This window comes from Asaia bogorensis (genome assembly GCF_900465345.1).
Classification (GTDB): Bacteria; Pseudomonadota; Alphaproteobacteria; order Acetobacterales; family Acetobacteraceae; genus Asaia; species Asaia bogorensis_A.
In genome coordinates, this window is record NZ_UEGO01000004.1 from 257,831 (window position 1) to 269,647 (window position 11,817).

The window sequence follows — 11,817 nt, forward strand, 5'->3', positions numbered from 1 at the left end:
CCGGGGTAACAAGATGGGTAGGGGCCAGCGGAACGAACGCGCCGCTCCCCAAAATGCCTCGGCTGTCGCTCCCGCCCCTTCCTGACCTTAATCGGTGCAGACGGCACGGAGGGGATCCGTCTCCCATGCCCTCACCGCGGCAAGACCACCCCGCAGCACCTGAGTGACTTTCATGATGAAATTTTGATAAGTATACAGAATAGTTGCCCTATAAAAATCAATAATCCCCTCATCCGAAATGGCTGCGACAATGAACAAGACTGTGAATAAGGCGATTTCAGAACTGGTACAGAACCACGCCTTTGGTGGACCGGGTAATCCGGGTTCCCCCGATGCACGTGCCCTTTGGCTTTGCGGTATAGAATACGGAGAATCTCCGGATCAACGTGGCTCAGCAGAGGAAATCGAGGATTACAGTGTTGCCATGCAATGGCGAAACTGGACCTATAACCGCAATGCCTTCAAACTGATCTCAGCGATCGAGGGGCAACCTGTCGAGTCCGCACAGGCCTATGCGGAAAAGCAGAAAATCTTCGAAAGCAAGACAGCTCCCTATTTCCAGACCAATCTTTTCCCCGTTGAGTGCCACTCCCTCGAAACATGGTCTGAACAGGCTCAGGCTCGTAGCGGCTATACAGACAAAAATGCCTATATTGCAGCCGTGCGGGCCTCATGCTTTGCATTGATGCATCAGCAGATACTCTCCCACAAACCGCGCCTTTTCATCGGCGTGGGCATTACGCATCTCGATGATTTCTGTCGGGTCGTACTGGGCGCTTCCGCTGCGCCGGAGAAGCGGGACTTTACTGTCAATGGCCACAACAAGACCGTGTACCTGCAAGCTGGCGAGATTCCTTTTGCCGTCGTGCCTCATCTGTCATCCCCGAGCGGCCTTAACAGCAACGAAGCCCTCCAGCGGGCCGGGGACCTGATCCGGGAGATTCTTTAACTCACAATCGGAAGGAGCGGGGCGCCACCCCGCATCCTGCAACGATAGCAGAACTCACCGCCGGTAAGCAGGCAGATCAACCTTGTAGAGAATGGCGTATCCACGCAGGGCGAAGCCTAGGACGACCGCGACCGCGCCTGCGAGAATGGGCTGCACACCCATTCCGGTCAGGCAAACGTAAAGTCCGGCGGCCAGCGCGGCGGCGGTGACGTATAATTCCGGGCGGATCACGATGGAGGGCAGTCCGGCCAGAACATCGCGTATGATGCCGCCCATACAGGCTGTCACCACGCCCATGATGGCGGCAGGCAGCCAGGGAATACCGTAGGCAATGGCCTTGGCTGCGCCGTAAACGGCATAGGATGCCAGCCCCAGCCCATCGAACCAGTCGATCGCCCGTTCGTGCCAGTAACGATGCGGCGTGAACCAGACCAGCAAGGCGATACCCAGACACACGGCCAGAGGTGCTGTCGCATGCATCCAGAACACCGGAGCACCAATCAGCAGGTCACGCAGCGTCCCGCCACCAACCCCTGTCATGGCCGCAAAGAAGGCAAAGGTCACGATGTTCTGCCGTGCCCTGGCTGCCACAAGCGCACCGGAGATCGCGAAAACCGCTGTCCCTGCCATATCGAGATCCGACAGGGTGGAGGCCGATAATGCATGGATGGAAGCAAGAGTGGCTGGGCTCACGCGGCAAGGGCCTCGATGTCATCGGCAAGCTGCGTCACACGGGCCGGGTCGGCATCCCATGCAAACATGAAACGCGCGCCCCCGCCGATGAAGGTGTAAAAACGCCAGCCCCGCTCGCGCAGCCCCTCCAGCACAGCCTCCGGCGCCTTGAGAAACACCGCATTGGCCTGCACGGGGAACATGAGCGACAAGCCCGGAAGCGCCTCGATACGCGAGGCCAGGGCACGGGCGCAGCTATTGCCATGCGCGCCATTTTGCAGCCAGGCCCCACTTTCGAGCAGACCGATCCAGGGCGCGGAAATGAAGCGCATTTTCGAGGCCAGTTGCCCGGCCTGCTTGCAGCGATAGTCAAAGCCTTCGGCAAGGGCCGAGTCGAAAAACAGAATAGCCTCGCCTACCCCCATACCGTTCTTGGTGCCCCCGAAACACAATACATCCACACCCGCCTTCCATGTCATCTCGGCGGGGGTGCAGCCCAGCGCCGCACAGGCATTGGCAAAGCGGGCACCATCCATATGCAGACGCAGCCCGAGCTCGCGGCAGGTTTCTGAAATGGCGCGTATCTCGGCCAGGGAATAGACCTCGCCCGTCTCGGTTGGCTGGGTGATCGTCACCACCTTGGGCTTGGGGTAATGAATATCGCTGCGACAGGTTGCCAGCGCCCGGATATCCTCGGGAAAAAGCTTGGCATGATCGGTCCGCGCCACCAGCAGTTTGGAGCCATTGGAGAAGAACTCGGGGGCTCCACACTCATCGGTTTCAACATGGGCGAAAGACGAGCAGATCACACTGTTATAGGACTGGCAGAGCGCCGCCAGAGCGAGTGAATTGGCCGCCGTGCCGTTAAAGGCAAAGAACACCTCGCAGCGTGTCTCGAACAGTGCACGAAAGCTGTCAGCGGCGCGGCTGGTCCATTCATCATCGCCATAGGCCGGAACGGAGCCTTTATTGGCCTGATGCATGATGTCCCATACTTCGGGGCAGATACCGGCATAATTGTCACTGGCAAATTGCTGGGCCACAGGCTGGAAATCCTTGCGCTTCTGAAAAAGCAGTATGGGCTTGCGGCAAGGAGGGTGTGGCGTGTCCCGAGATTGCCGGAGCGGCCACATCTCTCCGGTTGCCCGGAGATACCACCTTGCCCGGGAGCAGGTTGGCGCCGGTGAAACGATACCGGCTCTTGATGCTGGGTCTCTCGTATCAAAGCCCCAGCGCCACGGCAAGGGTAAGCCTCTCCGCACGTCTATCAGCCGACAACCGCCTGCAAACAGAATGACACGGCCCAACAGGCACACAAGCCATGTGAGGGGGGTGCATCGCAGGAAAGAATGTGGTTTCTTTCAGCCTCGTTGCGAAGCATGACCGGGCCGACAGGCCGCACAGATACGGATGACAGCTGACATGGGCCAGACCCCTCTCGACATCGATGTAGCCATTATCGGTGCAGGGCCGACCGCGCTTTTTGCCGCGTTCGAGTGCAGCATGCTCAAACTTTCCTGTGTGCTGATTGACGCGTTGAGCGAGATTGGTGGCCAATGCGCGGCGCTGTATCCTGAAAAGCCGATCTATGACATTCCGGCGCACCCCTCCATTGAAGGCGGTGCCCTGATTGCCGCGCTCGATGCCCAGATCGCCCCCTTCGATGTGCCCCGCCTTCTGGGCCAGCGCGTGGAAAAGCTGTCGGGCCAGCGCGGCGCCTTCACGCTCGAGACAGACAAGAACAATGTGGTGACGGCGCGCGCCGTGATCATCGCGGCAGGAGCGGGCGCTTTCGGCCCGAATCGCCCGCCGCTCGATGGTCTCGATGCCTATGAGGCGAGTGGCGCTGTTCAGTATTACGTGCGCAAGCGCGCCGATTTTGCAGGCAAGCGCATTGTGGTGGCTGGCGGTGGCGATTCCGCCCTCGACTGGGCGCTGTCGCTTTCCGACATTGCGGAAAAGATCTATCTGCTTCATCGCCGCGACCGCTTCCGTGGTGCGCCCGAAACCCTCTCCCAGATCGAATCCCGTGTGGCCGAAGGGCGTATCGAAAAAGTCGTGCCCTATCAGCTTCACGCATTGCAGGGCGAGAATGGTGCCCTTACCGCAGTCGATGTGATCGATCTCGAGGGCCAGACCCGTCGCATTGAAGCCGATACGCTGCTGCCTTTCTATGGTCTCTCGACCGAGCTCGGCCCGATTGCCACCTGGAATATCGATACCGTCCGCAGCACGATTCCCGTCACGCCCTCCAGCATGGAAACCAGCCTGCCCGGCGTTTTTGCCATTGGTGACATCGCCACCTATCCCGGCAAGCTGAAGCTGATCCTGCAGGGGTTCAGCGAGGGAGCCATGGCAGCGCACGCCATTCACCCCATCGTCCACCCCGATCAGGCTCTTCACTTTGAATATTCCACAAGTAAGGGTGTGCCGTCAGGGTCTTGAGCCGTGACAGGGCCCCGGTTTAGTATGATCCCGAAATGATCGAAAGACGCGAACCCTGATGACAACCCAGCCAGACGAGGCGCAAACCGACGTCGTCAGACGTGCCGGTGGATGGCTTCGTATCGACCTCGACGCCATCAAGCAGAATTACCAGCTGCTGAAATCCCGTGTGGGACCCGATGTCGCCGTCGGGGCCGCGGTGAAGGCGGATGCCTACGGGCTGGGTGTGACGCGTGTCGCCCCAGCCCTCTATCGCGCCGGATGCCGCCGGTTCTTTGTTGCCACCGTTCAGGAGGGGCTGGAGCTACACCCCATCTTGGCGGCCGATGCTGCCATCTGCATCCTCAATGGCCCGGCTCCGGGCAGCGAGGCGCTTTTGCAGGACAAAGGGCTCACACCGGTTCTGAACAGCCTCGACCATGTGCGCCGCTGGGCCGCACTGTGCCGTGATACGGGCGTGCGCTCCCCCTGTCTGCTTCAGCTCGACAGCGGCATGTCGCGCTTCGGTCTGTCCGAAGCCGATATCGATACGCTCATTGCTGAAAACACCCTTGCCGATCTGGCCATTGATTACATCATGAGCCATCTGGCCTGCGCGGATGAATACCATTCGCCGCGCAATGAGGGACAGCGCCTGCAATTCGAGGCCCTGCGCCGCAAGCTCCCGGCCCTGCCTGCCAGTCTTGCAGCGTCGAGCGGTATTTTCCTGGGGGAAGCCTTCCATCATGATCTGGTCCGGCCGGGTTATGCACTTTATGGCGGCAACCCGACACCGGATCGCGCCAATTCCATGCATCCGGTTGTCACCCTGCTGGCCGGCATGGTGCAGGATCGCTGGATCGCCCCGGATGTGGCGGTAGGCTACAGCGCGCGTTTTATCGCGGCAAAGCCCACGCGCATCGCAACCCTTTCCGTCGGCTATGCCGATGGTTTCCACAGACGCGGCGGTGGCCTTGCCAGCGCCGTTCTGCCTGACAGCCCTGATATCCTGTTGCCTATCGTAGGGCGGATTTCGATGGACTGCATGGCGCTGGATCTGACCGCGCTGGGAGACAGACCCCTGCCCCCCGGCACCGGTTTCGAGCTGATCGGCCCCCATCGTCCGCTGGACGAACTGGCCGCGGCACTGGATACGATCGGATATGAGTTGCTGACCGGACTCGGGAAGCGCTTCCATCGTGAATATATCGAGAGTTCACAATGAAGATCATCGTCATGGGCGCCGGTGTCATCGGCGTCACCACAGCCTGGTATCTTGCCGAGCAGGGCCATGAGGTCGAGGTCATCGACCGCCAGCCAGGCGTCGGGCTCGAAACCTCCTTCGCCAATGCCGGTCAGGTCTCCCCCGGCTATTCCACGCCTTGGGCCATGCCAGGCCTACCCCTCAAGGCGATGCGCTGGATGCTCGAAAAGCACGCGCCGCTGGTCGTACGTGCCGCCGCCGTCAACATGCCGATGCTGCGCTTCATGACGCAGCTTCTGACCAACTGTACGCATCATGCCTATGACATCAACAAGAGCCGTATGCTGCGCATTGCGGAATACAGCCGTGACTGTCAGGCCGAACTGCGCCGCAGCACCGGCATTACCTATGACGATGGACAGAAAGGCCTGATCCAGCTCTTCCGCACCGACAAGCAGATCGAACATGCCCATGAGGACATGCGCCTGCTTGAGGAAAGCGGCGTTGCCCACGAATTGCTGGGCATGGACGACGTGCTGAAATACGAGCCCGGCCTCGCCGGTGCGCGCCAGATTCTCAAGGGTGGCCTGCGTCTGCCCGGTGACGAATCCGGAGATGCCTATCTCTTCACACAGCGCCTTGCCGCCATGGCAGCAGAGAAGGGCGTGAGCTTCCGCTTCCGCACTGAAATCGAGGCCATCGAAGCGGCGAGCGACGCCATCTACGGTATCCGCACCAGTGCGGGCCGCCTGACGGCCGATGCCTATGTGCTGGCACTAGGCAGCTACTCGCCCCGCCTGCTCAAGCCCATCGAACTCGATCTGCCGGTCTATCCGGTCAAGGGCTACTCGCTGACAGCCCCGATCACCGATGAGAGCCGTGTTCCGACCTCTACGGTCAATGACGAGACCTACAAGGTTGCCATGACGCGCCTTGGCGATCGTATTCGCATTGGTGGTACGGCGGAGCTGACGGGGTGGCGCCTCAAGCTGAGCCAGGACCGTCGCGAAACGCTCGAACTGTCGTTCAACGACATGTTCGGCGGTGCCGATCTGAGCCGTGCCCGCTACTGGACCGGGCTGCGCCCCTGCACGCCGGATGGCACACCCGTCATCGGGCCGTCCGGGCGCTACAGCAATCTTTGGCTGAACACGGGCCACGGCACGCTTGGCTGGACCATGGCCTGCGGCTCGGGCCGTATCCTCGCCGACCGCATCAGCGGCAAGCGCACCGATATCCCCTCACTGGATCTGTCACTGGACCGCTACACGTCCTGAAGCCACACAAGGCTTTCGCCTAAGTATGAGAGGGGGATCCTCCCCCTCGAATGCCTTCCTGCCGGGCCTGGCGGAAACACCAATGCTCAGCCCGGTGCAGATAGTTGCCCCGCACGCATGGCCGCGATAACACCGCCATCGATCAGCAGATCACCCCCCGTAATGAAACCGGCATCCTGCCCAAGCAAAAAATGAGCTGCGATTGCGATCTCATCAGGGGGTGACATACGTTTCGCCGGTGAGGCCTCGACCATGGCGCGATAGGCGTCACCCGATGCGGAAGCCAGTTCATGCGTGGCAAGCGGGGTGACCACAATCCCTGGGCTTATGGCGTTCACCCGCGCACCGCGTGTGCCCCATCTCACCGCCTCGGCCTGCACCCTCAGACTGTTTGCGCGCTTGGCAACGATATAAGCCATCATACTGTCAGTGATGACATCAGGTTGCAGGCAGGGCAGCTCAAGCAGTGAGGCCGCAGGGGTCAGCGCCAGTTGCGTCTCGTCCGACGGGGAAAGTGGATGGGGCATATGCCCTGCCATGCTGGCAACGATCAGGCCTGATCCACCAGAGGCAATCACCTCGCCAAAGGCCTCAAATACCAGTGCAGCACCGTAAAGGTCGACTCCAAGCACCTTGGCGGGTGGGGCCATATTGGGCGAAACGCCAGCCGTATTGATCACCTGCATGACCCGCCCCATTGCAGCAGCCATCTGGGCAAGTGTGTGAACGCTTTCTGGCGAGCAGACATCGATCACCTGGGTTGCCACGTCATAGCCGGCGTCGCGCAGGGTCCCAGCCGTGCGTTGCAACAGAGCCTGATCGATATCGGCCAGGAGCAGATGCTTGCCCATGCCCTGTCGTCGCGCAATGGCCAGACCAATACCACCCGCACCGATGACGACCACGATTTCCCTGCTCACTATCCCTGTCTCCCGTTCCCGTATGGGTATGCCTCCTAAAGAAGCATCGCCGATGGAGAGAGGTATAAAGGCGAGCATTACCGGTGATTAGACGCCCCGTTCAGCGTGAACCTATATCGATCATTCATCAATCGGCCAAGAAACCAATGAGATAGACCCGAAGTGACAGGCACAAAAAAACGGGGCCTTTTCGGGCCCCGTCTTTCAAACTCGATCATGGGATCGATCAGTTGCCTGCAGCGTCCTTTTCGGCGGCAGCTGCTGCACCCTTCTTGTGGTGCTTGTGCTTGTGCTTGTGCTTACCCTTATGCGTGGCAGCCTTGTCTTCCGTCGGAGCAGCGGGAGCCGCTTCAGAGGCCGGAGCCGGGGCCGTAGCTTCCGGCGCAGCAGGCGCGGCTGCCGGGGCAGCGGGAGCTGCAGCAGCAGGGGCTGCTTCCTGCGTGGTCTGAGCGAAAGCAGGCGCGCTCAGCGTCATGGCAAGAGCGGCAACACCGGTAAGAAGACGACGATTGAAAACGAGCATGAAACAAGCTCCAGAATACGAATTCACATAATCACAGGCGTCAGTCAGACTGTAGAACAGACCGCCTGCACTTATGACGTTACAAACGCTATCAGTATTTTTCTGTCTCGTCTTGAAGAAAATTAGATAAAATACGTGTAATCGCACGGTAAAGGCATGTTTATGCCTTAATGCCGACATGATCATAAAAAAAGGCCACCAAATGGTGGCCTTTCCTTAGTGTCAGGCGTCTGACTTGACTTTCGACATACGCTTGCGCTCATTCGGGTCCAGGTAGCGCTTGCGGATACGCACGGCAGAAGGCGTCACCTCGACCAGCTCATCGTCTTCAATATAGGCGATAGCCTGCTCAAGGCTCATCTTGCGCGGCGGCGTCAGAAGCAGCGCATCATCCTTGCCGGCGGCACGGATGTTGGTCAGCTTCTTTTCACGGACAGCGTTCACATCAAGATCGTTCTCGCGCGAATGCTCACCCAGGATCATGCCCGTGTAAATCTTCTCGCCAGCCTCGACGAACAGCGTGCCACGATCCTGCAGCGAGAACAGGGCGTACTGCGTGGTCGCACCGTCTTCTGCCGAGATCAGCGAGCCGTTGCGACGGCCTTCGATCGTGCCTGCATAGGGCTTATAGCCCGCGAACAGACGGTTCATGATGCCCGTGCCGCGCGTGTCGGTCAGGAACTCGCCGTGATAGCCGATCAGGCCGCGCGACGGGATGAGGAAGGTCAGACGGACCTTGTCACCACCCGACGGACGCATGTCCTGCATCACGCCCTTACGCATCGACATCTTTTCGACGACCACGCCCGAATAGGGCTCGTCAACGTCGACCAGAACCTCTTCGTACGGCTCTTCACGCTCGCCGGTCTCTTCGTTGTTACGGAAGAGAACGCGCGGGCGACCGATGGTCAGCTCGAAGCCTTCGCGACGCATGGTCTCGATCAGCACGCCAAGCTGAAGTTCGCCACGACCGGCAACCTCGAAGGCTTCGCTTTCGGCGCTCTCGGTCACCTTGATGGCCACGTTGCCCTCGGTTTCCTTGAACAGACGGTCACGGATCTGGCGCGACGTCACCTTCTTGCCTTCACGACCGCCCAGAGGGCCGTCATTGATGCGGAAGGTCATGGTCAGGGTCGGCGGATCGACCGGGGTCGAAGGCAGCGGCGCATCGAGAGCCGGGTCTGCAATGGTGTCGGGGATAGTGGCGTCGGACAGACCGGCCACAGCCACGATATCACCGGCTTCGGCTTCATCCACCGGCACGCGGTCCAGACCGCGGAACGACAGCAGCTTGGTCAGACGACCCGTTTCCACGATCGTGCCATCGGGGCGCAGCACGCGCACCGGCATGTTCACGCGGGCGCGGCCCTGCTCGATACGACCCGTCAGGATGCGGCCCAGGAAGTTGTCGCTTTCGAGAATGGTCGAAACCATGCCGAACGGCGCCTCCTTGTCGAGGCCCGGCGTCGGCACGTGGCGCAGCACCAGGTCGAACAGCGGGGACAGATCCTTGCGGGGGCCGTTCATTTCAAGATCGGCCCAGCCCTGACGGCCCGAGGCGTACAGCATCGGGAAGTCGAGCTGATGCTCGTCGGCGCCCAGAGCTGCGAACAGGTCGAAGATTTCTTCATGAACTTCGTCGGGGCGGGCATCGCCACGGTCGATCTTGTTCACGACCACGATCGGACGCAGGCCACGAGCCAGCGCCTTGCCCAGCACGAACTTGGTCTGCGGCAGAGCGCCTTCAGCCGAGTCGACCAGGATGATCGCGCCGTCCACCATGCTCAGGATACGCTCGACCTCACCACCGAAATCGGCGTGGCCCGGCGTGTCGATGATGTTGATACGCGTCTCGTTCCAGACGACCGAGGTGCACTTGGCAAGAATGGTGATGCCGCGCTCACGCTCGAGGTCATTGCTGTCCATCGCGCGCTCAGCAACGTGCTGGTTTTCGCGGAACGAGCCGGATTGCTTGAGAAGCTGGTCAACAAGGGTGGTCTTGCCATGATCGACGTGCGCGATAATGGCGATGTTACGGATTTCCATGAAGCGGTCCTGATCGGGCTTGCAGGGTCATGCCCTGCCGGATCGCTCCCTGGGAACGACACAAAGCCGGGACTGACGGATTGGCCGTGTTCTGCACAATTTCCCGTCAGAGTGCAATGAAAGGATCGGAAAGACCGGGTTTTTTAGCATTTCCGGGCCTTCTTCCAACGTAATACAGGCCCCTGCCCTGCCTCTCTGAGAGAGTTAAGCCCTTTCTTCCCTGTGTAGTAAGGCAAGGTATAGAGGAGCAGGTTTCCAAAGGGCGACCGCCCTTTGGCAGGGTTCGGGGCGGCGCCCCGAAACAGCCCTCAGGCCTTGAGCGCAAAATCCGCGGCAGGGCGTGCCCCCATGCGGGTGATGATCGCACCAGCAGCTTCGTTGCCCAGACGGCCACATGCTTCGAGGCTGCGGCCCTTGGCCAGTCCAGCCAGGAATCCAGCAGCGAAGGCATCGCCCGCACCCGTTGTATCGACCACCTTCACGGGTTCCGTCGGAACGACCAGCTTCTCGCCATTGGAAAGAATGACCGCGCCCTTCTCGCTGCGGGTCAGCACGACAAGGGCAGCGTCACGCCCGGCCTGCGTGGCGGCAGCATCGAAATCCTCGGTCCCGTAAAGGGCACAGATCTCTGCCTCATTGGCGAAGAGAATATCGATATGCCCGGCGACCAGCGCGCGGAAGGCAGCGTGATGGCGTGCCACGCAGAACGTATCCGACAGGGTCAGGGCCACGCGGCGACCGGCCTTGTGCGCCGTCTCGGCCGCAAGGATGAAAGCGGCCTGTGCGCGGTCCTTGTCGAACAGATAGCCCTCCATATAGGTCACGGCGGCGGCGGAGACGGCGGCCTGATCCACATCCTCGGGTCCGAACTCCGTGCAGATGCCAAGATAGGTGTGCATGGTACGCTGCCCGTCGGGCGTGACGAGAATGATGCAGCGCGCGGTGGGGCGATCGGCATTCCGGACGGGGGCTGAGGGGTAGAACAGCTTCTGCGCGGCGATGTCTCGGGCATAGCCAAGCCCTGCCTCATCATCTGCCACCTTGCCCAGATAACCGACGCGAGCGCCCAGACGGGCTGCAACGACCGCCGTGTTGGCGGCGGAACCGCCCCCCATGATCTGCTCCGGGGTGATCTTTGCCTCGATAGAAGCTGCCTGATCGGCATCGATCAATGTCATGCTGCCCAGAGGCGAGCCAAGCGCCGTCAGTGTCTCGTGCGAAACCTGCGCAAGAATATCGACAATCGCGTTGCCGATGCAAAGCAGGTCGAGAGTGGGTGCAGTCATGAGGGCTCCGATGCGATGAAATTTAGTGGAGAAAACAGGGTTCACGCCATGAAATCAACATGATCAGACGTGATCGTAATGTTGCGTGAACGACAGGTTCGGCATTCTTTCCGACAGGCCATGACACAAGACCGGGTCAGGGTCAAAAACCGCGAAAACCTGCTGTTTATCCGCTTGTCGCTTGCGCAACATAACGTGTAAGCCGGGTTAGGACGTGAAGCACCTCTGAGGTGATTTTGCGTCTGTCACCAGCCGCCAGCGGCACCCGAACCGCCACCTTTCAGAACGCGCAGCGGGGTTCTCTTGTTCAAACGACGCAAACCAGAAGATACAGCAACGCCCTCATCTTCAGGTGCATCGGCCAGTATCGGCCAAAAACCGGCTGCCCCGACGACGGGCAGCGCTTCGCTTTTCCCCGAGCGTCCGGCCCCAGCGGCTGACGCCTCACCAGCCTCACAAGTCAAGGATTCTGCCGCGATGGGTCGTTCGCCGTTCCCCACCCCTCCCTCACCTGCC

General features: G+C 60.5%; 11 protein-coding genes and 1 riboswitch. Of the genes, 4 read left to right on the top strand and 7 right to left on the bottom strand.

The genetic code is table 11. The features are described from left to right. Window positions 1-250: 250 nt before the first annotated feature. Complete coding sequence (locus ED655_RS03240; protein ID WP_122048945.1) at window positions 251-949, top strand: hypothetical protein; 699 nt, start codon at window positions 251-253, stop codon at window positions 947-949. A gap of 54 nt (window positions 950-1,003) precedes the next feature. Here the strand turns inward: ED655_RS03240 and ED655_RS03245 are convergent, their stop codons facing one another. Then, on the bottom strand, window positions 1,004-1,642 hold the full coding sequence (locus ED655_RS03245; protein WP_240993465.1) for a trimeric intracellular cation channel family protein: 639 nt from the start codon (window positions 1,640-1,642) through the stop codon (window positions 1,004-1,006). Next, the gene (locus ED655_RS03250) at window positions 1,639-2,664 is read right to left on the bottom strand and encodes a threonine aldolase family protein (RefSeq protein ID WP_277302601.1); all 1,026 of its coding nucleotides are present in this window, start codon (window positions 2,662-2,664) and stop codon (window positions 1,639-1,641) included. Before ED655_RS03250 ends, ED655_RS03245 begins: the two co-directional genes overlap by 4 nt. A gap of 58 nt (window positions 2,665-2,722) precedes the next feature. After that, a riboswitch (SAM-I-IV-variant riboswitch) is annotated at window positions 2,723-2,834 on the bottom strand. A gap of 209 nt (window positions 2,835-3,043) precedes the next feature. On the opposite strand from ED655_RS03250, the gene ED655_RS03255 reads away from it, so the two are divergent. Genes ED655_RS03255 through ED655_RS03265 form a run of 3 tightly spaced genes read left to right on the top strand, consistent with a single transcriptional unit; the run spans window position 3,044 to window position 6,526 of the window. Next, window positions 3,044-4,066: an NAD(P)/FAD-dependent oxidoreductase gene (locus ED655_RS03255; RefSeq protein WP_122048987.1), complete on the top strand. Its 1,023-nt coding sequence runs from the start codon at window positions 3,044-3,046 to the stop codon at window positions 4,064-4,066. A gap of 58 nt (window positions 4,067-4,124) precedes the next feature. Further along, complete coding sequence (gene alr / locus ED655_RS03260) at window positions 4,125-5,270, top strand: alanine racemase (RefSeq protein WP_122048947.1); 1,146 nt, start codon at window positions 4,125-4,127, stop codon at window positions 5,268-5,270. Further along, on the top strand, window positions 5,267-6,526 hold the full coding sequence (locus tag ED655_RS03265) for a D-amino acid dehydrogenase (RefSeq protein WP_023979251.1): 1,260 nt from the start codon (window positions 5,267-5,269) through the stop codon (window positions 6,524-6,526). Before alr ends, ED655_RS03265 begins: the two co-directional genes overlap by 4 nt. 86 nt (window positions 6,527-6,612) lie before the next feature. On the opposite strand, the gene ED655_RS03270 is transcribed toward ED655_RS03265, so the two are convergent. From ED655_RS03270 to ED655_RS15690, 5 genes are all read right to left on the bottom strand, one after another. After that, window positions 6,613-7,446 (bottom strand): SDR family oxidoreductase, encoded by an 834-nt coding sequence (locus ED655_RS03270; RefSeq protein WP_205835972.1) that lies wholly within the window; start codon window positions 7,444-7,446, stop codon window positions 6,613-6,615. A gap of 226 nt (window positions 7,447-7,672) precedes the next feature. After that, a complete protein-coding gene (locus ED655_RS03275; protein WP_122048949.1) occupies window positions 7,673-7,969 on the bottom strand; it encodes a hypothetical protein in 297 nt (98 codons plus the stop codon). Window positions 7,970-8,191: 222 nt separating this feature from the next. Next, on the bottom strand, window positions 8,192-10,015 hold the full coding sequence (typA, locus tag ED655_RS03280; RefSeq protein WP_023979248.1) for a translational GTPase TypA: 1,824 nt from the start codon (window positions 10,013-10,015) through the stop codon (window positions 8,192-8,194). A 308-nt stretch (window positions 10,016-10,323) separates the two neighbouring features. Then, on the bottom strand, window positions 10,324-11,301 hold the full coding sequence (locus ED655_RS03285; protein WP_122048950.1) for an adenosine kinase: 978 nt from the start codon (window positions 11,299-11,301) through the stop codon (window positions 10,324-10,326). A 245-nt stretch (window positions 11,302-11,546) separates the two neighbouring features. Further along, a partial coding sequence (locus ED655_RS15690; protein WP_205527821.1) for a hypothetical protein occupies window positions 11,547-11,817 on the bottom strand: 271 nt, incomplete at its 5' end.

Coding starts and splice junctions, on each gene's coding strand:
- ED655_RS03240 (WP_122048945.1), top strand. CDS start 251: ATGAACAAGACTGTGAATAAGGCGATTTCAGAACTGGTACAGAACCAC.
- ED655_RS03255 (WP_122048987.1), top strand. CDS start 3,044: ATGGGCCAGACCCCTCTCGACATCGATGTAGCCATTATCGGTGCAGGG.
- alr (WP_122048947.1), top strand. CDS start 4,125: ATGACAACCCAGCCAGACGAGGCGCAAACCGACGTCGTCAGACGTGCC.
- ED655_RS03265 (WP_023979251.1), top strand. CDS start 5,267: ATGAAGATCATCGTCATGGGCGCCGGTGTCATCGGCGTCACCACAGCC.
- ED655_RS03275 (WP_122048949.1), bottom strand. CDS start 7,969: ATGCTCGTTTTCAATCGTCGTCTTCTTACCGGTGTTGCCGCTCTTGCC.
- typA (WP_023979248.1), bottom strand. CDS start 10,015: ATGGAAATCCGTAACATCGCCATTATCGCGCACGTCGATCATGGCAAG.
- ED655_RS03285 (WP_122048950.1), bottom strand. CDS start 11,301: ATGACTGCACCCACTCTCGACCTGCTTTGCATCGGCAACGCGATTGTC.